Genomic DNA, 23,486 nt, shown 5'->3' on the forward strand with positions numbered 1-23,486 from the left:
GCACTTAAAATATTTAATTGCTAAATTTAGTTAAAATGATATAATAAAATTAATTGAATTAAGGAGACAAATGAAAAATTCACAACTTATTAAATATATAGAAAGATTTAAAGAATGACAAAACAATAATGATGAGTTTCTAGAATCAAGCAAATTACATAAATATTATGCAATTTATACTGAAAAGGCATTATTTGGACCTGAAGAAAAAATAAAAATAACAAATTTAAATGATATTGAAAAAATTATAGAATCATCATCAAATGGTGAAAGAATATTTTTCCTTTATGCTGATAAAAAGCTTAAAAATTCTGCTAAAAACTCTAAAGCAATTTTAGCAAGACTTTTAAGTGTTAATAATGTTAAAACTGATTCACTTGAAATTACTTATGAAGCTCTTTCAATAGCTAGAATTACTTCCGTAACTTTCAATGAAGAAAATAACGAAATTCAAGCTATAAGAGGTAGAGTAATTATGCCAGATGAAATTCTTGAAGATGACAAGGATGATGAATTATATGATGATAAATTTCGTGAATTTATTGCTAAAGTAAAGGATATTTCTAAAAGAGCTGCCGATCTTTCTGCAAAAGGTTATATAGAAGCTAGCGATGTAATGACTTTAACAACTTTTATAATGTTAATAATGTCAGAAGTAGATAATGATCATAATATTATTATTAATAATTATATTCTATTTACATTTATAAGTTGATTAACTAGATTTGCTTATAAAAAAGACGTTACAAGTGCTTCATATATTGAATATTTAAAAACAGAGTTAAAGAAACTTATTTTTGAGGAAAAATGAAGTTTTATGGTGTTTTTCTATTATCTTTCAAATTCTTTTGATTTATTAAATTCATATTTTAGAGAATTTGAAGATCAAAATAAAAAAGATAAAGAATTAGGTAGTGATTCTAATGCTATTATGAAAGATATCGATCGTAAAATTGATGCCAAACTAAAGAGCGATTTAGATAAACAGCAAACAGATTTCATTTTAAGAGAAAAAATTAGAGTAATTAAATCACTTCTTAATGACAATAGTCAAAAAAAAGAAGAAGACGAAATTAAAGAAAAAGCAAAATTTCCTAAAAAAGTACTTGAAATAATTCAAGAACAAAAACAAAAATTAGAAGAAATGATGCCTTCTTCACCTAATGCAGATATTACAAAAACCTATATTGAAATTTTAACTAATTTACCTTGAAAAAAAGTTTCAACTTTTAATACTTCAATTGAAAAAGCAAAAGAAGTTTTAGAATCAAATCACTATGGTTTAGAAGAAGTCAAAAAAAGAATTATTGAATATATTGCTATTGAAATTAGAAAAAACAAAGTAAGAAATAGTAAAGATAATATTAAGTTAAATAATGAAGAAGAAATTAATTCACATTTATTTGAAGATAAAATTCAAAAGAAAGTGTTATCTTCTCCAATCTTAACTTTAGTTGGGCCGCCAGGAACTGGTAAAACTTCTTTAGCAAAATCAATAGCTGATGCATTAGGAAGAAAAATGGTTAAAATTTCTCTTGGCGGCGTTCATGATGAAGCAGAAATTCGTGGTCATAGAAGAACTTACGTTGGAGCAATGCCAGGAAAAATCATTAATGCTATTAAAAAATCAGGAGTTTCTAATCCTCTTATTTTATTAGATGAAATTGATAAAATGTCATCAGATCGTCGTGGCGATCCTACAAGCGCAATGCTAGAAGTGCTGGATCCTGAACAAAATGCAAAATTTCAAGATAATTACGTAGAAATTGAATATGATCTTTCTGATGTAATGTTTGTTGCTACCGCTAATTATTTTGAAAATATTCCACCCGCTCTTATTGATCGTGTTGAAATGATTGAACTTCATACATACACTGTTGAAGAAAAAATCAAAATAGCGCGTCAATATTTAATTTCAAGAGTACTTGAGCAAAACTTTGTTTCAAAAAATATTGTAGAAATTTCTGATGAAATGCTTAAATATATTATTAAACATTATACTATGGAAGCTGGTGTTAGATCGCTTTATAGGCAACTTGATAAAATTGTAAGAAAAATTTGTGTTGAAGAAATGGAAAATGATTTTGAAGATAAAATTTTTCTTAATGAAGAGTTGATTACTAAGTATTTAGGCGTAAAAAAAATAGATGAAGATGAACTTGAAGAAGAGCTTCATGTAGGAACTGTAAATGGCTTAGCATTTACTTCATATGGAGGCAGTACTCTTCAAATTGAAGTTACTTCTTATCCAGGTAAGGGTGAGCTTAAACTTACAGGTCAATTAAAAGAAGTTATGCAAGAATCGGCACAAATTGCTTTTACTTATGTAAAAGCAAATGCACAAAAATTTAATATTAATTTTGACTTTGATAATAATAATATTCATATTCATGTGCCTGAAGGGGCTACCCCTAAAGATGGGCCTAGCGCCGGCGTTACATTTACAAGCGCGATTATATCTTGTTTGCTTGATAAGGCATTACCTTCTAATGTTGGTATGACAGGAGAGATTACTCTTACTGGAAAAGTATTAGCTATTGGTGGTCTTAAAGAAAAATCACTCGCAGCATATCATAAGGGAATTTCTCAAGTATTTATTCCTTTTTCAAATAAAAAAGATTTAATTGATATTCCACAAGAAGTAAAAGAAAAAATTACTTACATTCCTGTAAAAGATTATCAAGAAATATTTGAACATTTGTTTGTAAAAAAATCTAATTAATCCATATAATATATAAATATAATAAATTATATATTTAAGGAAATATAATGCAACAAAATATACAACTAATCCCCTTGACTATTGGTATAATATTTGCACTTTTTATTTGAATATCATTTTCGTTTGGATCATTTAAATTAAAAAAAGTTTTATTTAATCATTTACCAAAATTAAAATTACTTAGAATTGATTTCTTTATTAATTTATTAATAATTTTCTTTTCTATTATAATATTTATTATATTCTTTATTTTAGTTATATTATATGAATTAAAAATGAAACAAAAAGAAGTATAATACTTCTTTCTAATGCCCGAATGGTGAAATGGCAGACACGGTTGACTCAAAATCAACTGCCGCAAGGCTTGCAGGTTCAAGTCCTGTTTCGGGCACCATATGCCCAGATGGTGGAAATGGCAGACACGCTAGATTAAGGCTCTAGTGAGGAGACTCATGCAGGTTCAAGTCCTGTTCTGGGCACCATATCATAATTTTTGACCAGGAACCTAAATAAGGTTCTTTTTTACTAGGAGAAAAATGTTAAGATTTTTAGTTTCACAAAAAGAAGGAAATGCTTTTATTTTTGATAAAAATAATCAAGAAAGAATAAAAGCGAATAGATTAAGAGAAAATGAACATATTTTATGCTTATATGAAAATGAATATTATGAAGCTAGTATTTCAAAAAATAAGGCTAATATTATTAAAAAACTCGATATTAATAACGAATTTAAGCATGATATTGTTTATGCTTTACCTTTAATTAAGTATAAAAAAATTGATTTATTAGTGCAAAAGCTGACCGAACTTGGTGTTAAAAAATTACAGTTACTTTTAACTGAAAATATATCTGTTAAATATACAATTGATGATTTAAAAAAGAAAATAGAACGTTGAGAAGCAATTTCTAAAGCAGCATGTGAACAAAGTTTTAGAAATAATTACCTTAAAATTTTAATGCCAATTAAATTCGATGATTTTTTAAAACAATATTTAAACTACAATAAATTTATAGCTCATGAAAAACAAGAAGTTGAAGAAAGTTTCTTTTTAGAAGGCGATTTAGTGCTTGTTTCAGGTCCTGAAGGTGGATTAACTCAAGATGAAGTAGAAAAAGCACTTAAAAATAATTTTAAAGTAATTAGTCTTGGTAAAACTATTTTAAGAGCTGAAAGCGCTGCTATTAAATTGGCGTCACTAATCAAAACTAATAATTAAATTAAACTTTACAAATTGAATAAAAAAGATGACATTTAAGCAATTTAAAAAACGCTTAAATAATTTTTTATATTGTTTCCCAGAATATTCCCATAGCTAATTTATGTTATATAATTTTATAAATTAATATAGCATAATATTAATATGAAGAATAAATATAAATTATGAATTTCAGCTGCTGGAATTACTCCAATTACCTTTGCGGCAATATCTTGTAGTAATACAAGTAATGAAACAGTTTCAAATGAACAAATTATTGAAAAAACATTAAGCAGATTAAATATTGCTGATCTCCAATTTCATAATAATGTATCAGATAATATTGAATTTGAAAATGGAAAAAAAGAAATAGAAATTAATGGTGCTCAAGTTAAAATTTCAAACATATTAAAGGAAAAAAATGGTGTTTTTGTAGTTTTTGAAATTAAAACTAAAGAAAGTACTAGAAAAATAGGACATCGCTTTACACAAGAAGATTTTTTAAATTCTAAAGTTAAAGAACAAGAACAGCAAAATATTAGTGAATATGAAGCACATATAATTGCTAAAAGATTAGAAATGCCTAATTTTAGTAATTTGACAAAAGAAGAAGTAATTGATAATTTTTCTAATATTGAATTTACAATCAATTCACTTGATTTGAATAAATATCCTGATCTTAGCGTTAAATTAGTAGAAGTTAAAAATTCTATTAATGGATTAGCTTTTATATTCATGCTTACAGTTGATAAACAAAAAACTCCTATTAAAGCTGGTGTTTTTATGCCTGATAATTTATTTAAAATAACTGAAGAAGCTAATGAGGACTTTGAAGATTCACAAGAAGAAAGAGATAAAGAAGAAGATATACTTTTATCTAAAGAAGAACTTAATGCAGAAGAAAGTTTTCCACCTTTAGATTATAAAGGCGAAGCGCCTTTATTTAAAGGAGAAGTAGATCCTAAATATAAAAAACTTGATAATCAAAGAAGAATTGGTCACTGAAATATTCTTAATTACCCAGGCAGTAAAAGCAAACCAAAAAATCATATTTTTAAAGTCGATGCTATTGCAACAACAATTTATAAAACAAGACAAGATATTGTAGGTTTAACAGAAATTAATTTTGGATATGGAAATAAAGTTAAAGATATTCAAAATAAATTAAATGAAAAATGAGGCCAAAATACCTATTCATTATTACTACAACCTACTTCAGATAAAAATCCTGATGTAAACAATGCAACTGCTGAACAAATTGCCGTTTTATATAATCATTTTTATTACAAGCCATTAAAAGTAATGTCATTTGGTAAAGAAGATAAATCTTATAAAAGACCGCTATTTGGAGTATTATTTAAAGACAAAACTACTGAAAAAACAATTATAACAATTTTTGGTCATCATAATTCACCTGGGCCTAAAGAAGCTAAAGATTCTCCAAAAGGAAAAGGAAATAAAATTTATATAGAGCCACCTGCAGAGAAACCATGAACTGGTCAGGGTGCATGAGAAATACAAGAAGCATTAAATCTCCCTAAAGTATTTGAAGCATTTCAAAAATTAGATCCATCAGCATCAATTATTTTTGAAGGTGATACAAATATAATGACACGCCACAATGATTTATTCTTATCAGAAGAATTTAAAAATGCTGGTATAGAAAATTATTATGATGATATGAGTATTAATGCACAACAACCAGATCAGCTAAAAGGAAAAAGAGGTCCAATTCAATTAGATAAAGATTTTATTTATGATTATTATGAAACGTCAGCTGGCGGAGAATACAATCCAAATGTTAAAAATCCAAAACATAAAGGTGATTTATATGCTAATGCATATGATAAAATTTTATTTAGAGAAAAATCAGGGTTAAATATTATTTCTGAAAAAGAAAAAGTTGAAATAAAAACAGAATCATATAATAAAGTTTGATTTAAATTTGATATTATAAATTCTTATGATTCTGAGTTCTTTCCTAAATCATTAATAGATACTTGAAAACAAACAGAATTTTACTCTAGTTCAAAAACAAAAAGCGATAAATACAAATTCCAAAAATCAATTTCCGATCATGCTTTAGTTTGAGTAGATTATGAAGTAAAAAAATAATTATACAAATTTAATAAAAATAAATTAATTAAAATTGTCAAAAAATGATAAAATATAAATGCAATAAATTAATTGCAGAAAGTAGAATCACTTCTCACCTGATGATTCATTCATGGGTTTTGCTACAATTAAGTTATTAATTTGATAAATTTATCATTTGTCTTTTGATAATCTTATGTCGCAAATAAGTGGTTTAAAACCACTTTTTTATATATTTTTATTAAGGAGATATTTATTCACGTAAATAATAGAAATTCAAAAGGTCCTAAATCAGAACACATTTTAAATGATGATATTCCATTTAAAAAAGTGTTTTTAGTAGGTTCTGAAAATGAAAAAATTGGTGTTATGGAAACATCAAGAGCAATAGAAATGGCAAAAGAATCTAAAATGGATTTAGTTTTAATTAGTTCAACACCTAAACCAATTGCTAAAATATTAGACTATGGTAAATTTAAATACGATAGAAAGAAAAAGGCTAAACAAGCTAAAGAAAAACAGACAACTATTCAAAATAGACAAGTTAGATTAACTCCATTAATTGGTCAACATGATATGGAAACAAAAGCTAGAAAAGTGAGAGAATTTTTACTTGAAGGCGATCGTATCAAAATAAGTTTAAAATTTAGAGGAAGAGAAATGGCTAGACAAGATTTAGGACATGATACTCTAAGTCGTTTTTATAAACTTGTTGAAGATTTATCAGAAATTTCAAAAGAACCAACATTAACAGACCGTTTTTTAGATATGCATATTCAACCATCTAAGCTGAAAATAGCAAAATGAAAAAAAATGCAGAATGAAGAAAATAATATTGACCAAAATAAAGAATCAGAACAAGAAGATATTTAAGGAGATAGTATGCCAAAAATGAAAACTAAATCAGCACTTAAAAAACGTATTAAAATTACTGGCACAGGTAAAATTATGCGTGAACAAGCATTTCGTTCACATTTAGCACAAAATAAAACAACAAAACAAAAACGTCAAAGCCGTAAAAGTACACAAATGCATGCAAGTGATCTAAAAAGATTTAAAGGATTAATTTAATATAAGGAGTAATACATGAGAGTAAAAGGCGGAACAGTTACACGCGCAAGACGTAAAAAATGATTAAAACTTGCTAAAGGATACTTTGGACATAAATCAATTGGATATAAAGTTGCTAAACAAGCAGTTATAAAATCTTGAACATATGCATTCAGAGACCGTAAACAAGTAAAAAGAGATTACAGAAAATTATGAATCTCAAGAATTAATGCAGCAGTTAGAGAAGAAGGAATGACATATTCACAATTTATTAACGGGCTTAAAAAAGCTAATGTATTAATTAATCGTAAAATGTTATCAGAATTAGCAATTCACGAACCACAAACATTTAAAAATATAATAGAAACAGCAAGATCTGCGAGATAATTATGCGTAAAATAGTTAGAAAAAGAAATAAAATTCGTAATGAAAAAAGAGTTCAAAGAATTGCTAAAGAACAAAGAAAAGCAAATAGTAAATAAGTAAGATTATTTCTTACTTTTTTTATGATTTAATCGAAGAAGGTAAATATGACCATATACATCAAAAGTAATAAAGAAGGATTTAAATATTTAAGTGAAAGATATATTGGAAGTAATTGTCTTTTTGGAACTATTAATAATCAAGAATTTACCAAATTTGATCTCGAATTATATCAATCAAAAATTTTAGAAAATGATTTAATTTTAAACAATATTTCAAATTTAATATTAACTAATAATCAAATAATAGAGGAATTTTTTAATAATGATAAACTTACAATTCAAATAACAAATAAAATTGATTTTATTATTAAAAACAGTAATTTTCCTATAAAAAAGAAAGTGGTAGTAATAGGTATTTCGGGAGGAGTGGATTCTTCCGTTGCTGCTTATCTTTTAAAAGAACAAGGATATAATGTTGTTGGTTTATTTATGAGAAATTGAGATTCATTAGCTAATAATGATATATTAGGAAATAATGATTTAGGAAACATATGTCCTCAAGAACAAGATTTTCTTGATGCTGTTAGTGTTTGTGAAACATTAAATATTCCTATTTATCGTGTTGATTTTATTAAAGAATATTGAGATAATGTTTTTACAGATTTAATTGAGCAATATAAAAAAGGAAGAACGCCAAATCCAGATATTCTTTGTAATAAATATATTAAGTTTGATCATTTTGCTAAATATGCTTTTGATGTACTTAAAGCCGATTATTTGGCGATGGGGCATTATGCTAAAGTTGAAAATTCTCAATTATTTAGAGCGAGCGATAAAAATAAAGATCAATCATATTTTCTTTCTCAACTTAGTAATCAACAACTTGCTAAAGTTATTATGCCTTTAGCAAATATAGAAAAACCTCAAATTAGAGAAATTGCTCTTAAATTAAATCTTATTACAGCGCAAAAGAAAGATAGCACAGGAATATGTTTTGTGGGAGAAAGAAACTTTACTCAATTTCTCCAAAATTATATTCCATCTCAACCAGGAAATATTATTTCTGTTGTAACAAATGAGGTAGTAGGACAACATGTTGGGGCAATGTATTATACATTGGGACAAAGAAAAGGATTAAATCTTGGTGGTCAAAAAGAAAAACATTATGTTTGTGGACATGATATTCAAAACAAAATTGTTTATGTTGCTCCAATTAGCAGAATGGAATTTTTATTGAGCAGTTCATTAGAAGCTATTGAGTTTAATCAAATTGCAAAAGAATTTAATTATAATAATTTAACTGCTAAATTTAGATATAGACAAAAAGATATCCCTATTACATTGAAAATACTACAAGAAGGCAAAATTAAAGTACATTACCCACAAGAAGTAGCGGCAGTTACACCGGGTCAACAAATTGTTATTTATGATAATGATAAAGTTGTTGGCGGCGCAATTATTGATAAAGTTTTTAAATAATTATTTATCAATTTTTGATAAAAAATCAAGATAGCCGGGAAGAACAAGAGAAATTGTTTTTCCTATTTTTTTTATTTCTTCAATTGAATATTTACTTTTTGAAAGAGAAATATTTTTAACATTAACTATAAAAAATTTTTGTTGATTAAGAAAGGCAATTATATAAAAGCATATTCCTTTTAATGCATTAGCCCTTAATAAGTATTCATGTTGATGTTTTTTAATATTTTTAGTATAAAATTCATTTAAAACAGTAGACTTAGCATCAAAAGCAATAAATTTACCATTATAAATACCGCTATAATCTACAATTGCTTTTGAAATAATTTGCCCTTGATATAAATTTTTTTGTTGTGAATGTTTAAATTTTATAGGAACATAATTTTTTGATATTAAAGCTAAGTCGAATTGAGCATATTTTTCAATACTTAAATCAATTAATGATTCAAGTAACATTCCATTATTTTTATTATTTATATTCATAATAAGTAATATATTTTAAATATCATAAAAATATAATAATGAAAAAAAATAGGAATTTTATACTATAAATTCCTACATTTAATTGCGAAATATTAATTTATGCATTATTTAACTTCTATTTTTATATTTATATTTTAATAAATAAAATATAATAAAAAAATGATCGGTGTAGATATAACTAAAATATCAAGATTTAATAATGTTACTAAAGCTTTTATTAAACGATTTCTTTCAAAAGAAGAATTTGAAAGTTATAATAAACTTGAAAAAAATTTAAAACCAGGTTTTTTAGCAGCTAGGTGAGCTATTAAGGAAGCAATATTTAAGGCAGATAATTCTTACTTTTCTTTTAATAAAATTAATTTATTTAAAGAAAATGGCAGATATGTTACAAATGATAATAATTTTTATATATCAACATCAACTGAAGATGACATATTAATTGCATATGTATTAAGAAAGGAAAAACATGACAGTTAGAGCAAGATTATTTTGAAATGCACTTTGTTTATTCTTTATTTTTAAAAAAATAAATAAACTTGCTAAGAAAAAAAGAAAATCAGAATTTGATTTTACATTGCAAAGTAGATATAATTCACTTTTAAAACATGTGGGCAAAATTCTAAAAATTTATAATATCAAAGTAGAAGTAAAAGGTTATGAAAATCTTCATAAAACTCCTGCCCTTTTAACTCCAAATCATACTTCTAATTTAGATGTGTTAGTATTGATGTATGCACTTAGAAAACGTAGTTTTGAACCTGGAGTTGAAAATAGCATATTAACTTTTATTGCTAAAATTGAATTAGTCAAAAAAAGAACAATTAGAAATGCCATGGAGTTAATTGACACTTTTTTAATTGATAGAAGTAAAAGAAGAGAAGCTCTTGAACAAGTTGATAAATTTGCTAATTATGTAAAAACTAATAAAACTTATGGTGTTATTTTTCCTGAAGGAACAAGAACAAAAACTGGAGAAATGAATGAATTTAAGGGCGGAGCATTTAAAGCGGCCCAATCAGAATATCTTCCAATTATTCCCGTAAGTATTATTAATGGTTTTAAAGCTGATGATATTAATAGAAAACAAAAAAGAATAATTAAAGTTATTTTTCATCCTGCTATTAAACCGATTTCATTTATTTCTCAAGAACGTAGTGCTTTAGCAAAAAGAGTGCAGAATATTGTTGAACAAGGAATAAAAGAAAATGAAAAATAATAATATACAAGAAAATTTATTTTTTAATTTAGATAATTTTTCTGGCCCTTTAGATTTATTACTCTCACTTGTTAAAGAAAAGAATATTGATATTATGCAGATTAATTTAGTTGAACTTGCAAATCGATATTTAGAAATTATTAATCATCTTAAAGCTAATGCAGAAGATTATGAAATCGAAAAAATGAGTGAATATTTAGTTTTAGCTACAAAACTATTAGAAATTAAAACAAAAATGCTTTTAGAAGAAAAAGAAGAATCAATGGAGTTAAAAACTCAAAAAAATGAGATTCTTCAAAGATTAATAGAATATAAACAATTAAAAGAAGTTCAACCATTTTTAAGAAAATTGGAAAAATCTCGCAATAATATTTTTATTAAAGATTCAAATGAACTTGAACAATGAAAAACACCACCAGCACCTGAAGAACTTCATGGAAAAGGCAATCCTTTAACATTAATTAAAATTCTTAGAGATATGTTTGCAAGAGTTCATGCCCTTAATCTTAGAACGACTAAAATTAAAAGTATTAATTTGACAGCTCAAGATCAAATTGAATATATAAGAAAGTTATTCAAAGAATATGAAAATGTGACTTTTGAAATGATTTTTAATCTTCCTTCTATTCAACATTTTGTAATTACTCTTATCGCTTTATTAGATCTTGTTAAACGTCAAGAAATAAGAATGTATCAAGAAATTGAATATGGCCCTATAAGAATTGAAAAAGGAGAAATACATGCGTAATAAAATATTGGAAGCATTATTATATATTCAAGGTGTTAAGGGATTAACATTAGAACAAATTAAGGATGTTTTTGCTCTTAATAATATTCAAGAAGCAAAAAAAGTAATTAAAGATTTTACTTCTTGATTTAATTCACTTGATCGCGCTCTTAAAGTAGTTAATTATAATGAAATTTATAAGTTTGCCACTAGAGATCAAGAAGAATTGAAAGATGCTATTGAACGCCTAGCTAATATTAAAAAAAGAGTTAAATTAACTAATGCGGCTCTTGAAGTTGTCGGAATTATTGCTTATAAAAATCCTATTTCTCGTTCTGAAGTTAATAGATTAAGAGGAGCTGATTCTTCTTCAATTATTTCTAGTCTTATTTCAAAAGGTTTAATTGAAGAAGTTGGAGAAGCTATGAGTGTTGGTAAGCCAACATTATTAGGTGTAACTAATAAATTTTATGATTATTTTAATATAAAATCAATTAGTGAATTGCCAATATTACAAGAGTTCGAATTTGAAAATCAACAAGAAGATGGAGAATTTGACTTATTTACTTCTCAGCGTCAAGATAAAATAAAATAAACAAGAAATTTTATTGATTTCTTGTTTTTTTTATTAAGAATAACTCATTTTAAATCTAATAAAAATTTTTAAAAAAATTTATTAGATTTAAAATTATTGTATATAATTTATAAGTAATAAATGCCGTCTTAGCTCAGCAGGCAGAGCAACTGACTTGTAATCAGTAGGTCGTAGGTTCGATTCCTATAGACGGCACCATATATAAGTTGATCTTATACCATTGCGTGAGTGGTGAAATTGGCAGACACGCTAGATTTAGGCTCTAGTGCTTCACGGCGTAAGGGTTCAAGTCCCTTCTCGCGCACCATACCAAATTTATTGATCAAAAATATGCGTACGCATATTTTTTTTATTAAATTAACAAAAAAATGCAAAAATAAAAAAATAATAAATTTAAATATATCTCTTTTTATAATTTAATATAAAAATATTTAAAAAAATTATGAATAAAAAAATAAATTATTAACTGCTTTATTTTTAATAATAGGTGGCATTATTTTTATGAATCCACTTGTTTCATTAAAATAGTCGAAGCAACAATTTATGATTTCATATATAAATACTGATAATATTTTTACTAACAATTTAATAACAAACTATATATCAAATAAAAATATTTTGCTTAATATTCCAAAAACAAAAAAAGATATATATTTCTTAATTGATTAGATTCAAAATCTAATTTTTCATTAAAATATATTTCTAGTCTAGAATATGGAAACATCATATTAAAACCTAATTTAATAAAAGAATATAATAGTTTTAGTTATATTGAAGAAAAATTTAAAAACACAAGCCACAAAAATTTAATTATCAAAAAAAGTTTGTACAGGCATTTAATAATATATCAATATTATTAGAAAAGCATTTAATTGAAAATTTAGAATTACAGCCAAAATATTTAATGAATGAAGAAGCATCAAATGAAGAAAATATTTCAAATTTTAAAAATTTATTGGAACATAAAACAGAAATTTTTAAACAAAAAACAGTTGATTTAATAATTTTTGATCAAAAATAGGTTAAAAAAAACACTTTTTAGGTCCATTTCTTTCTTTAATTGGTGACAGGATATTTTTTGGAATTATTCATGGTATTTATAAAGCAATAGATAATAAAAAACGAGCTGATTATCAAAAATTATTAGATAAATCTTGAAATTATCAGCTAATTTTTGAATTAAATCAGAATGATTATAAAGAAGAAGATTGATTTATTTATGCTTTTAGTCCAGGTTTAAAAAATAATGTTATAAGCACATTTAAAAATCAAAGAAATTTAAAAGGTGAAGATAAATTTAAAAAAGAAAATTATAAAAAATTTTCTATTAAATTAAAAAATGTGGATGTTTCAAAATCTGTAGATATTACTTTAAAAGCTCCTATTAATAAAGAAAATAATAGTGATAAAATTCAAACTTGACCGTTTGATATAAAAGATTTTAGTAATAAAAATAATAAGCTCACTATTTATAGAATCAATGACTATACTTATAATACCAAAACAAAAAAAAGTTGAACCAAAATCAGAAGCAATAGCGCTAGGAGCAGTAATGTTGATTAAAGCGCTTTAAAAAAGCTGCATAAAAATGCAGCTTTTAGTTATTTAATAATTCTTCAAATTCGTTTTCATTTATAACTTTAATACCTAACTTAATAGCTTTTTCTAGCTTGCTACCAGCATTATCTCCGCATAATAAATAATTTGTGTTTTTAGAAATACTTGATGATATCTTACCTGATGAATTCTCAATTATCTTCTTATATTCATCTCTATTTTTTGATAATGTGCCTGTAATCACAAAAATCAAATTTTTAAATTTTTCATTAGATTCATTTTTATTATAAGAAAGTGTTTTATCAAGAAAAACCATTAACTTTTTATTTTTTTCATCTGCAACGAAATTAATTATTTCAATAGCTGACTTTTCTCCTAAATCATCAAGATTAATTAATTCATTATATGAAAATCCAAATAAATCTTGTAATTTATTTATTTTTTTAGCAATTACTTTTGATGATTGAAGACCAATATGTTTTATTCCCAATCCAAAAATAACTTGAAATAAATTACATTTTTTAGATTTTTCAATATTTTCAATTAAATTATTAGTTGATTTTTCAACTTTTTTACCTAAGGAATTTAAAAAATCTCTTTTTTGATATAAAAAGTAAATATCTTTAATTTCATTAAGAATATTTAAGTTGAAAAACTTTTCAATTTGTTTTTCGCCAAGCTCATTAATATTCAATGCCTCTCTAGAGCAATAATGAATTATTGCTCTAATCTTTTTAGTTGAGCATTCACTATTAAGACAAAACTGATCTACATTGTCGTCAATCTTCTGTAACTTATTACCACAATTTGGACACTGCTTAATAATTTTGAAATATGATTTTTCTTTAGGAAAAACAGGTGCTACAACTCTTGGAATAATTTCACCTGCCTTAATTACATAAACATCTTCACCAATATTGATTTTATTATCAACAATATAATTATAATTATGTAATGTTGCGGCTGAAACTATTGTCTGATTTAATTCAACCGGCTCTAAAATTGCGTTATAAGTTATTCTTCCTGTTCTTCCAACACTAGCTACAATATCAATTAATTTAGTAATTGCCTTTTCAATTTCATATTTAAAAGCAATTGAATGATGAGGAAATTTAGCTGTATAACCAAGCGTTTCATATCATCTAAAATCATAATACTTAATAACAAGACCATCGCAATCATAATTAAAATTATTTTTTATGTTTTTAAATGAATCTATAACATTTTTTAATTGTTCTTGACTAGTTATTTTTTCGAAAAATTCCTGAGTTTTAAAACCTTGATTTTTAAGAAATTCTCTTTCTGTTTTAGTATCAAAAATATTATGAGACAAAGGTTCAACAACTTGATAAATAATCGCTTCTAATCCTCTTTCTTTAGAAATATTAGCTTCAAGTTGTCTTAAACTACCGCTTGCAGCGTTTCTAGCATTAGCAAATAATTTTTGATTATTAGCTAATGCCATCTTATTTAATTGTTCAAATTTATCTTTTGGAATGTATATCTCGCCTCTAACTTCCAAATCATTTTCATATTGTATTTTTTTAGGAATTGAATCTATCATTAAAACATTATGTGTTACATCTTCACCAATAATTCCATTTCCTCTTGTCAATGCTTTTACTAATATTCCTTTTTCATAAATAATGCTAATTGAAAGACCATCAATTTTAGGTTCGGCAAATAAAATAAATTCAACATTTTTAATAATTTTTTGAATATTATTAATATATTTTATAACATCATCAAAACTATATGCTTTGTTTAAAGAAAGCATTGGTTTTTTATGAGCAACTTTTTTAAAACGATTATCAACCGATGATCCTAAAATTGCAGTAGGAGAATCTTCTCTTACTAAATTTGGAAATGCTTTTTCTAACATTTCAAGTTCTAATAAAGCTTGATCATAAATAAAATCAGATACACTAGGAGCATCATTATCATAATACTCAATATTTCACTTTTTAATATTACTTATTAATTTGTCTATTTTAATTTTTACTTCATTTTCGCTAAATTTCATTATTAAATTATAGTTAAAGTTATTATTATTGTAATAATAAATTTAAATACATATATATAAAATAAGTAAATAAATATATAATTATTTTAATTAAATAAAATATATATTTTATAAATACTTAAGTTTAGGAGTTATATGTCAAAATTTCAAATTACTGCTTTAGGTGGAGTTGATGAAAATGGTAAAAATTGTTATGTTTTAGAAGTTGATAATGATATTTTTATTATTAATACTGGGGCAAAAATTCCTGTTAATTCTAATAATGGTGTTGATACCATAATTCCCGATTTTTCATGATTAGAAGCTAATAAAAACAAGATTAAAGCAATTTTTATTACCGATACTAAAAATGATTCATTTTCAGCTTTACCTTGATTATTAATGAATATAAAAGGATTAAAAATATATTCATCATCATTTAATTCAATTATTATTAAAGATAGAATAGAAAAATATAATATTGGTCATTCTGATTACGAAATTATTAGAATGGTTAAACCAATGCAGTTTGCCAATGTATTAGTTAGACCAATACCATTAGCTGGCGCTATGCCAGGATTATTAGGGTATGATTTTGAAGTTGATAAAGGCCATATTCTTTTTATGTTTAATTACATTATTGGTGATTTAGGCATTTATGGTAGAACTGATTTAGATTTAATAAAAAGAATAATAGCCAACAAACCTTTATTGGCGCTTGTAATAGATGCAGGAATGGCTAATTATCCTGGTTATTATTTAGATAAAGCAAAATTACCACTATATATTGATGAAGTTTTTGAAAAAGCGAAACCAAATCAAAGAATTATTGTTGGCGCTTACGATGAAGAAATGCATTCAATGAGTAGGATTCTTGAATTAGCAAAAAGATTTAATCGTACTGTAATTTTTTATGGAAAAACTTATGCTCAATGTATTGATTTAATCTCAAAAGTTAATTCTGTTTTTGAATATCCTGAAATTGCTGATTATCGTAAAATAAGCTCTATTAATAATGCTGTAGTTTTTGTAACTTCAACAGTAGAACGTTTATATCAAAGATTTTTAAGAATAACAAATAAAGATGATGTTTACTTGAAATTAAAAAAAACTGATAATGTTTTAATGATTGCTCCACCAATTAATGGAATTGAATCGATAGCGGCATTTACGCTTGATGAAATTGCAAGAATTACCCCAAAGATTGTTGATGTAAGTGGATCTGAATATCATTTGCATCGTCCTCATAATAATGATATTATTGATGTTGTCAATGCTTTAAGTCCTTCATATGTTATTCCTGTAATGGGATTATATCGTTATTTAATTCAAGCTCAAAATAGCATTGTTGAAAGAACAAAATTAAAAAATAATAATATTTTAATTATCAAAAATGGGAAAGTTGTTGATTTTGAAAATGGTGTTTATCAACCAAATTCCAATAAAACTCGCCCTGCTGCTGACAGTATTATTGATGGGTTTGGAAATGGAGATGTTTCTTCTGGAGTAATTAAAGAGCGTGAGTTACTTTCAAAAGATGGCCTAATAACTGTTTCAATTTTATTTTCAAACAAAACTAAAAAAATTATTGATGAATTTAATATTAACTTTCTTGGAGTAGTGGCAAAATCACAAAAAAATGAGTTAAAAACATTTATACGCTCAATTATTATTAATATTTTAAGAGATGAACAATTTAATTCAATTAGAGATATGCAAGATCGTTTAAGAAAGGTAATTCGTAAAAAAATCTTTAAATCAATGGATAAAGAACCAATGGTTATTGTAACATTTTACGGAATATAGGTGTTTTCATGAATAGAAATCAAAATTCTAGAAATTCATTTTTAAATTGATTAATTAATAGTAAAGTTTTTGGAAACCGTTACATTTATGGATTAATTATTATTACTATTACTTCTTTTCTTACATATGCTTCATTTATAAAGAAAGAGTGAGTGACAACTTTTCATTCATATACTTTTGGTTTTTGATTCGGCATAACTTCTTATTTTATTTATTTTATTTTATTTTTTTATGGATTTTGATTATTGTTTTCAAATACTTTTAAAAAGAAAAATGAAAGGAAGTTTTACAGTTTTAAATCAAGGTTTAGATTTTTATTTTGATTATTATTAATTATAGTTTTTGGGCTTAGTATTAATTTATTATTTGATGTAATTGATAATAATCTTTGACTTTGAGATAAATATTATGATCATAATTTTTTTACTAGAACATTACTTTGAAATAATAATTTCAAATTAGATTCATGGATTATTAATTCTGATTCAAATGTATTTATTTCGGGTGCACACTTACAAAAGAGTGGTTTATTATTTATTATCATATTTGATATTCTTTCAATAACCGGTTCAAATATTTTTATTTTTATAATAATATTTTTATTATTTATATATGCAATTTTAATAATGATTTATAAATGACCACTTAAAATTATTTTTAATAAAGAGTATCGAAAATATCATCAAGTAATTGCACGCCAAAAAAGCAAATTTGTTTTTGAAAAAATTAAGTCAAAAATAGACAAACTGATAAATAAAAATTCAATTAAACCAATTTCTGAAAAAAAACTTATATTAAAGTTAAAAAATATTTTTGTTGATAATTTAATTTTTGTAGAGCGTTTTTTAAAAATAAGTGATTCATATTCACAAGTTCTTAAGGAAGACTTATCATGAGAAAATCTTCCTAATATTATTTTTAAAAATAATTTTCAAAATATTGAAGAATATGAAATTGAATCAATTAGTGAACAAGGCGAAATATCACATTCAAATGATGCTGAACTTGATGCAGGAGATTCTACTTGAAGCGTAAGCTTAACAAAATTAGTTGAAGTAGAAAAGATTAATAAAACTCAGCAAAAAATTAAAAAGCATAGGATTAGCCCGTTCGCCAAGAAAGATTAAAAATGAAAATATTAAAATATCATGAATTTGCAAATAAAGTTGATAATTTAATTAATAAAGAATTAAACAATTCTAATTTAAAAGAATTAGAATTATATCGAAAAAATTTAGCAGAATTAAAAAGAAAAAAATTTCTTAATCTCTTTTTATTATTCGTTTTTATATTTTTATTTTTTGGGATTACAATTTTATTATTAATATTATTTATCAATATTATCTTTTTTACTCCATTAATATTATTTTTAATTTTAATAATAAGTTTTGTAATTACTTCTAAAAAAGCAAGTGAAAAGTATAAGCAAATATTGAATAATCCGCCTGATGTTTTAGGTAAAAAATTATTTTTAAAAGCAATTTCTTGCGATCAACATTTTACATATATTCCAACAAGTGAAACTGAAGAAGCATTTAAACAAAAACATAAACAAGATTTTAAATTTGAATTCTTAGTATATTCTATTCCTTCTCAAGCTAGACTAGTTATGCAACAAGATGTTTTGGAATTTTATTCAACGGATAAGTATCAAGATAAGTTTATTCTTTCTTACTATAAATTTCATTGAATAGAAAAAAAGATTGTATATTCAACAGTTACAAATAATTATGTAACTAGATATATTGATGTATATAGAGAATTTTATGAACTTAAACATTTAATTAACCCTAATAATTTTGTTGATCAAAGAGATGTTAATTATTCAATATTTAGTTCATCGAAAAGTAATATAGAATTAGAATCAAGTGAATTTAATTCGAAATTTAATCTTCAAGTAGATGATCAAATTAAAGGAAGAATGTTATTCACGCCTTATACCCAATTTCAAATGCTTAATGATATCAATAATTCAATTATTAATACATTTTGTGTTGAAAAGAAAGGAAATTTAATAAAAATTGTTTTTACGCCTTTAAAAGATCAATTCGAATTTTTTAAAAGTTCATACCTTGTTAGCGAAAATTTAAAAAATAGTATTGCTTATTCATTAAAAAAAGATACTTATGCTTTAATAGAATTATTAAGATTTAGTATTTATAAAGGTAGACAAGACGATTTTTCTTATTAATGTTATGAGTAAAATTAGTATTATAGGAACAGGTGCATATGGTAGTGCCTTGGCTTGTGTTTTAGCCAAAAATAATCATGATGTTTATATGTATGGAATTGATCTTCAAGAGATTGAAGATATTAATATTAATCGCCGAAATTCTAAATTTTTTAAAAAAGAATTCAAGTATCAAAATATTATTGCTTCTAATAATTTGCAATTAGTATTACAGGAAACTAAATTAGTAATTATAGCTACACCAAGTCATGCTATTAATAATGTATTAAAAAATCTTGAACAAGTAGTACAAGGAAAAGTTGATTTAATTAATACTTCAAAAGGTATTGAAAAGCATAATAATAAACCTCTTTCAGAATATATTAAAACAAATTTTAGTAAATTAAATAACTTAGCCACAATAGTTGGCCCTTCATTTGCACAAGAGTTATTTGATGAAAAATTTACTATTATAAATATAGTTGGAACCAATGAAAAATTTCTTAAAGAAGTAAAAAATATTTTTGATAATGATTTTTTAAAACTACAAATTTCTTTAAATGAAAATGCATTGCAATATTATGCAGCATTAAAAAATATATTAGCGATAGGCATGGGTATTATTAATTACTTATATGATAGTATGAATACTGTTTCGGCAGTATTTGCAATTGGCTTTAAAGAAATGTATTATATAGTTAAAGCATTAGAAGTTCATGTAAAAGAAGATATTATTTTTGAAATGGCTTCTCTTGGCGATACTTATTTAACAGCAAGTTCAATTAAATCGCGTAATTATTGTTTTGGTAAGAATATTGCTAAAGATGGAATTGATAATATTTTAGCGCAAAATAATACAACAATTGAAGGTTATACAAATGGTAAAATAATCAAAGAAATAATTGATAATTATAAAATCAATATTCCATTTTTTGAATCTATTTACAATATTTTATATAACAAAAAAAATCCAAAGAAAATCTTAGATTTTCTTCAAAATAAAGGAGAATAAAATGAAAATAAATGAAGAATCAAAGACTTTAATTGTCAATGAAATAATTGATAAAGAGTTTTATCAAGCGCATGTAAATGCGCTTAAGGAGCAAATTAAAGAAATAAAAGATGAAAAAGAACAAATATGAATTCCAACTATTAATTATTTTATTTTAACAAGAGGAAGAAATTTAGTTTTAAAACTACAGCAAGAAACTAATAAAGTTTTATTTCTTATTTCAGAGCCTAAAATTATTAAAGCAAGTGATGAAGAAGCTGTTATTGAATTAACATTCGCTTATCAAGATGCTAAAGAAAAATTGGTAATTGATTTTAAAGCAACACCTAATGAAATAAATCAAGATTTAATAGATTCATATGTTAAAAAAGATATTGATACTATCTTAAAAACTAAAATGAAGGAAATAATTTTAGAAAAAGCTTCAGAAAACGGAGATTATTTAGAATTTGATTTCATTGGTAAAAAAGATGGAATTCCTTTTGAAGGCGGAAGCGCTAATAATTATAAGTTATTGTTAGGTGCTGGACAATTTATTCCTTCACTTGAATCACAATTAGTTGGATTAAAAGCAGGTGATGAAGTTGATCTTGATGTTGATTTTCCAGCAGATTATCATTCAGAAACACTAGCTGGTCAAAAAACAGTTTTTAGTATTAAAGTTCATAAAGTATTTAAAAATGAACAACCAGATTTTAATGATGAATTTGTAAAATCATTAGCAATTGTTAATGTAAATACTACTAAAGATTTAAAAGAGTTAATTGCTAAAAGACAAAAAGAATTATTCTTATCAAATGAAGATGAAATTTTTGCTAAATTAGCTTCAATAGAAATTGCTGAAAAAAATAATATTATTCCTAACAAAGAATTAATTGATATTCAATTAGGAATTAGACATAAAGAAATAGAAGCACAAATGCAATCAAGCGGCTATACTATTGCTCAATTTTTAGAAATGAGCGGAATGAGTCAAGAATCATTTGATATGCAAATTAAAAAAGAATTAGAACAAGAAGTTAAAGCGCTAATAACTGAAGCAATTATTATTTTCCATGAAAATATTACTCCTTCAGAAGAAAATTTTGATGAACTTGCAAATAGACTTTCTATTATTAAAAATGTTGATGTATCACAAATTAAAATGGAATTAATAAAACAACATAAAAAAGATATTTATGTAACACATTATTCATACGTTAAATTCCTAAAAAATAAGAAAGGAGTGTAGTATATATGTTATCAACGGGAGCAATAATTGGAATTTGTATAGCTATAGCAATAGTTTGCTTTTTAATTGGTGGAATATTAGCCTTTTTTATATCTAAAAAAATGTTTCAAAAGCAATTAAAAGAAAATCCACCTATTACAGAAAAAATGATTAGAGTAATGTTTGCACAAATGGGAAGAAAAGCATCAGAAAAACAAATAAGAAGCGTTATGAATTCAATGAATAAAGCTAGATAGAGGAAAAATGTTTATTACAAAAGAAATAAAAGAACAATTTATAGTAAAAGGTGTTTCTGAAGCCGACAATATTATTAATATTGTTAAGGAAAATAATTATATATCAGATTATTTATCAGAAAATAAATCATATGTTTACATAGAAAATAAAGAAAAATATTCAAAGAAAAACTTTGAAACACTAGTTAAAGCATTAGTAGCTAAAAAAAGATGCTGTACAATAGATGCTGTTTCATTTATTGGTGATAAGTTAAAAATGCATGATATTATTTCAATATTTTTAAATACATATATTTTTGAAAAACACATTTTATGAAATCAAAAAACAACAGAAAAAAATAAAAAAGCTGAAATTCAATTATATGTTGAAAATATGGAACAATATCAAGATTTAATTAATGAAGTTGTAGTTAAAGCGGAACAAACAAACTTTGCTAGAGATCTTCAAATAATGCCGCCTAATATTTGCAATTCAGAATTTTTAGCTGACTACATTAAGGAAAAAGCTTTAGAAATAAATGATGAAAACTTTAGCTTTAAAATTCTTAATAAAAAAGAAATTGAAGAATTAAAAATGGGCTTATTACTTTCGGTAAATAAAGGTAGTGTTTATGAGCCAAGAGTTGTAGTTCTTGAGTATAAAGGTAATCCGCAATCAAGTGAAAAAACAGTTATCGTTGGAAAAGGAATTACTTTTGATTCTGGCGGTTATTCTCTTAAACCAGCTAGTTATATTTTAGGAATGAAATATGATATGTCTGGTAGTGCGATTGCTGCCAGCGCCTTATTAGGGGCAGCAAAATTAAAAGCCAAAAAAAACATTTCAGCTATTATGATGATAACAGATAATAGAATTAATGGTGATGCTTCGCTTCCAGATTCAGTTTGAAAATCAATGAATGGAAAAACGGTTGAAGTTAATAATACTGATGCTGAAGGAAGGCTTGTTCTTGCCGATGGTCTTACATATGCAATTAGAAATCTTAATGCGACAAGAGTTATTGATATTGCTACTTTAACAGGGGCAATAAAAGTAGCACTTGGAAGAACATTTACTGGTTTATGAGCTACAGAATCAAGATTTTTATTTGAATTTAAAACGGCTGCCAGAAAAGCTGATGAATTAGTTTGACAAATGCCTTATCATGAGGATTTTGCTGAATTTATTAAGTCTTCAAAAGTTGCCGATTTAAAAAATACTGACCTTTCAGCAACTGGTGGATCTTCAATTTCTGCATTTATGTTTTTAAAAGAATTTAGTGAAAATCTTCCTCATATTCACCTTGATATTGCTGGAACAGCAAAATCAGCCGAAGAACCAGTTGGTGTAATGGTTAAAACATTAATTAATTATGCATTAGAAAAATAATTAAATTTAAGTAAATCAAGCACAACTATATGCTTGATTTTTAATTAATTAAAGTTTATATATTAAGCAGATATTAGCACTTTTATACTTATTTTTTATTACATATAATTTAT

22 protein-coding genes and 4 tRNA genes are annotated in these 23,486 nt (G+C 24.8%); 24 read left to right on the forward strand and 2 right to left on the reverse strand.

Features of this window, described 5'->3' with window-relative positions:
- Nucleotides 1–70: 70 nt before the first annotated feature.
- The 10 genes from lon (at nucleotide 71) to mnmA (ending at nucleotide 8,966) form a co-directional block, all read left to right on the forward strand.
- Nucleotides 71–2,722, forward strand: coding sequence for an endopeptidase La (lon, locus tag QMA87_RS00950; protein ID WP_283823563.1), 2,652 nt, complete (start codon nucleotides 71–73; stop codon nucleotides 2,720–2,722).
- Between the two features lie 47 nt (nucleotides 2,723–2,769).
- Complete coding sequence (locus QMA87_RS00955) at nucleotides 2,770–3,018, forward strand: hypothetical protein (protein ID WP_283823564.1); 249 nt, start codon at nucleotides 2,770–2,772, stop codon at nucleotides 3,016–3,018.
- 14 nt (nucleotides 3,019–3,032) lie between these two features.
- Nucleotides 3,033–3,116: transfer RNA gene (locus tag QMA87_RS00960), tRNA-Leu, on the forward strand.
- A 3-nt stretch (nucleotides 3,117–3,119) separates the two neighbouring features.
- A tRNA-Leu gene (locus QMA87_RS00965) sits at nucleotides 3,120–3,204 on the forward strand.
- 54 nt (nucleotides 3,205–3,258) lie between these two features.
- On the forward strand, nucleotides 3,259–3,939 hold the full coding sequence (locus QMA87_RS00970) for a 16S rRNA (uracil(1498)-N(3))-methyltransferase (protein WP_283823565.1): 681 nt from the start codon (nucleotides 3,259–3,261) through the stop codon (nucleotides 3,937–3,939).
- A 144-nt stretch (nucleotides 3,940–4,083) separates the two neighbouring features.
- Nucleotides 4,084–6,033 (forward strand): MnuA family membrane nuclease, encoded by a 1,950-nt coding sequence (locus tag QMA87_RS00975; RefSeq protein WP_283833687.1) that lies wholly within the window; start codon nucleotides 4,084–4,086, stop codon nucleotides 6,031–6,033.
- A 282-nt stretch (nucleotides 6,034–6,315) separates the two neighbouring features.
- Nucleotides 6,316–6,885: a translation initiation factor IF-3 gene (gene infC / locus QMA87_RS00980; protein WP_336619105.1), complete on the forward strand. Its 570-nt coding sequence runs from the start codon at nucleotides 6,316–6,318 to the stop codon at nucleotides 6,883–6,885.
- A 9-nt stretch (nucleotides 6,886–6,894) separates the two neighbouring features.
- Nucleotides 6,895–7,083 (forward strand): 50S ribosomal protein L35, encoded by a 189-nt coding sequence (rpmI, locus tag QMA87_RS00985; RefSeq protein WP_283823569.1) that lies wholly within the window; start codon nucleotides 6,895–6,897, stop codon nucleotides 7,081–7,083.
- 15 nt (nucleotides 7,084–7,098) lie between these two features.
- Nucleotides 7,099–7,449 carry a 50S ribosomal protein L20 gene (gene rplT / locus QMA87_RS00990; RefSeq protein ID WP_283823570.1) on the forward strand — a complete coding sequence of 117 codons (351 nt, stop codon included), beginning with the start codon at nucleotides 7,099–7,101 and terminating at the stop codon, nucleotides 7,447–7,449.
- A gap of 143 nt (nucleotides 7,450–7,592) precedes the next feature.
- On the forward strand, nucleotides 7,593–8,966 hold the full coding sequence (mnmA, locus tag QMA87_RS00995) for a tRNA 2-thiouridine(34) synthase MnmA (protein WP_347276980.1): 1,374 nt from the start codon (nucleotides 7,593–7,595) through the stop codon (nucleotides 8,964–8,966).
- Here mnmA and QMA87_RS01000 read toward each other — a convergent pair whose 3' ends face one another.
- Entirely contained in the window at nucleotides 8,967–9,449 is a 483-nt protein-coding gene (locus QMA87_RS01000; RefSeq protein WP_283827391.1) for a Holliday junction resolvase RecU, read from the reverse strand. It lies immediately after the preceding gene.
- A gap of 159 nt (nucleotides 9,450–9,608) precedes the next feature.
- Here QMA87_RS01000 and QMA87_RS01005 point away from each other — a divergent pair, with 159 nt between their 5' ends.
- From QMA87_RS01005 to QMA87_RS01035, 7 genes are all read left to right on the forward strand, one after another.
- Nucleotides 9,609–9,929, forward strand: a complete 321-nt coding sequence (locus QMA87_RS01005) for a 4'-phosphopantetheinyl transferase superfamily protein (RefSeq protein WP_283823572.1) — start codon at nucleotides 9,609–9,611, stop codon at nucleotides 9,927–9,929.
- Nucleotides 9,919–10,668 (forward strand): lysophospholipid acyltransferase family protein, encoded by a 750-nt coding sequence (locus QMA87_RS01010; RefSeq protein WP_283823573.1) that lies wholly within the window; start codon nucleotides 9,919–9,921, stop codon nucleotides 10,666–10,668. The genes QMA87_RS01005 and QMA87_RS01010 overlap by 11 nt, the downstream gene beginning before the upstream one ends.
- Nucleotides 10,658–11,416 (forward strand): segregation/condensation protein A, encoded by a 759-nt coding sequence (locus QMA87_RS01015; RefSeq protein WP_283823574.1) that lies wholly within the window; start codon nucleotides 10,658–10,660, stop codon nucleotides 11,414–11,416. The genes QMA87_RS01010 and QMA87_RS01015 overlap by 11 nt, the downstream gene beginning before the upstream one ends.
- Complete coding sequence (scpB, locus tag QMA87_RS01020; RefSeq protein WP_283823575.1) at nucleotides 11,409–11,990, forward strand: SMC-Scp complex subunit ScpB; 582 nt, start codon at nucleotides 11,409–11,411, stop codon at nucleotides 11,988–11,990. The genes QMA87_RS01015 and scpB overlap by 8 nt, the downstream gene beginning before the upstream one ends.
- Before the next feature lie 122 nt (nucleotides 11,991–12,112).
- Nucleotides 12,113–12,188, forward strand: a tRNA-Thr gene (locus tag QMA87_RS01025).
- A 24-nt stretch (nucleotides 12,189–12,212) separates the two neighbouring features.
- Nucleotides 12,213–12,297 (forward strand) — tRNA-Leu (locus QMA87_RS01030).
- Between the two features lie 1,034 nt (nucleotides 12,298–13,331).
- Nucleotides 13,332–13,553: a hypothetical protein gene (locus tag QMA87_RS01035; RefSeq protein ID WP_283833688.1), complete on the forward strand. Its 222-nt coding sequence runs from the start codon at nucleotides 13,332–13,334 to the stop codon at nucleotides 13,551–13,553.
- A 34-nt stretch (nucleotides 13,554–13,587) separates the two neighbouring features.
- Here the strand turns inward: QMA87_RS01035 and ligA are convergent, their stop codons facing one another.
- Nucleotides 13,588–15,570 (reverse strand): NAD-dependent DNA ligase LigA, encoded by a 1,983-nt coding sequence (ligA, locus tag QMA87_RS01040; RefSeq protein ID WP_283823578.1) that lies wholly within the window; start codon nucleotides 15,568–15,570, stop codon nucleotides 13,588–13,590.
- Between the two features lie 135 nt (nucleotides 15,571–15,705).
- On the opposite strand from ligA, the gene QMA87_RS01045 reads away from it, so the two are divergent.
- Genes QMA87_RS01045 through QMA87_RS01075 form a run of 7 tightly spaced genes read left to right on the forward strand, consistent with a single transcriptional unit; the run spans nucleotide 15,706 to nucleotide 23,373 of the window.
- Nucleotides 15,706–17,355, forward strand: coding sequence for a ribonuclease J (locus QMA87_RS01045; RefSeq protein WP_283830162.1), 1,650 nt, complete (start codon nucleotides 15,706–15,708; stop codon nucleotides 17,353–17,355).
- 8 nt (nucleotides 17,356–17,363) lie between these two features.
- Entirely contained in the window at nucleotides 17,364–18,482 is a 1,119-nt protein-coding gene (locus QMA87_RS01050; RefSeq protein ID WP_283830161.1) for a hypothetical protein, read from the forward strand.
- A gap of 2 nt (nucleotides 18,483–18,484) precedes the next feature.
- Entirely contained in the window at nucleotides 18,485–19,546 is a 1,062-nt protein-coding gene (locus QMA87_RS01055) for a hypothetical protein (RefSeq protein WP_283823581.1), read from the forward strand.
- Nucleotides 19,547–19,550: 4 nt separating this feature from the next.
- Nucleotides 19,551–20,537: an NAD(P)H-dependent glycerol-3-phosphate dehydrogenase gene (locus QMA87_RS01060; RefSeq protein ID WP_283823582.1), complete on the forward strand. Its 987-nt coding sequence runs from the start codon at nucleotides 19,551–19,553 to the stop codon at nucleotides 20,535–20,537.
- Nucleotide 20,538: 1 nt separating this feature from the next.
- Complete coding sequence (locus QMA87_RS01065; protein ID WP_283833689.1) at nucleotides 20,539–21,768, forward strand: FKBP-type peptidyl-prolyl cis-trans isomerase; 1,230 nt, start codon at nucleotides 20,539–20,541, stop codon at nucleotides 21,766–21,768.
- A 5-nt stretch (nucleotides 21,769–21,773) separates the two neighbouring features.
- The gene (locus tag QMA87_RS01070) at nucleotides 21,774–22,004 is read left to right on the forward strand and encodes a YneF family protein (protein WP_283823584.1); all 231 of its coding nucleotides are present in this window, start codon (nucleotides 21,774–21,776) and stop codon (nucleotides 22,002–22,004) included.
- Between the two features lie 7 nt (nucleotides 22,005–22,011).
- Nucleotides 22,012–23,373 carry a M17 family metallopeptidase gene (locus tag QMA87_RS01075; protein ID WP_283827397.1) on the forward strand — a complete coding sequence of 454 codons (1,362 nt, stop codon included), beginning with the start codon at nucleotides 22,012–22,014 and terminating at the stop codon, nucleotides 23,371–23,373.
- Nucleotides 23,374–23,486: the final 113 nt, after the last annotated feature.

The organism is Mycoplasma phocimorsus (assembly GCF_030077875.1).
GTDB lineage: Bacteria > Bacillota_I > Bacilli_A > Mycoplasmatales > Metamycoplasmataceae > Mycoplasma_H > Mycoplasma_H phocimorsus.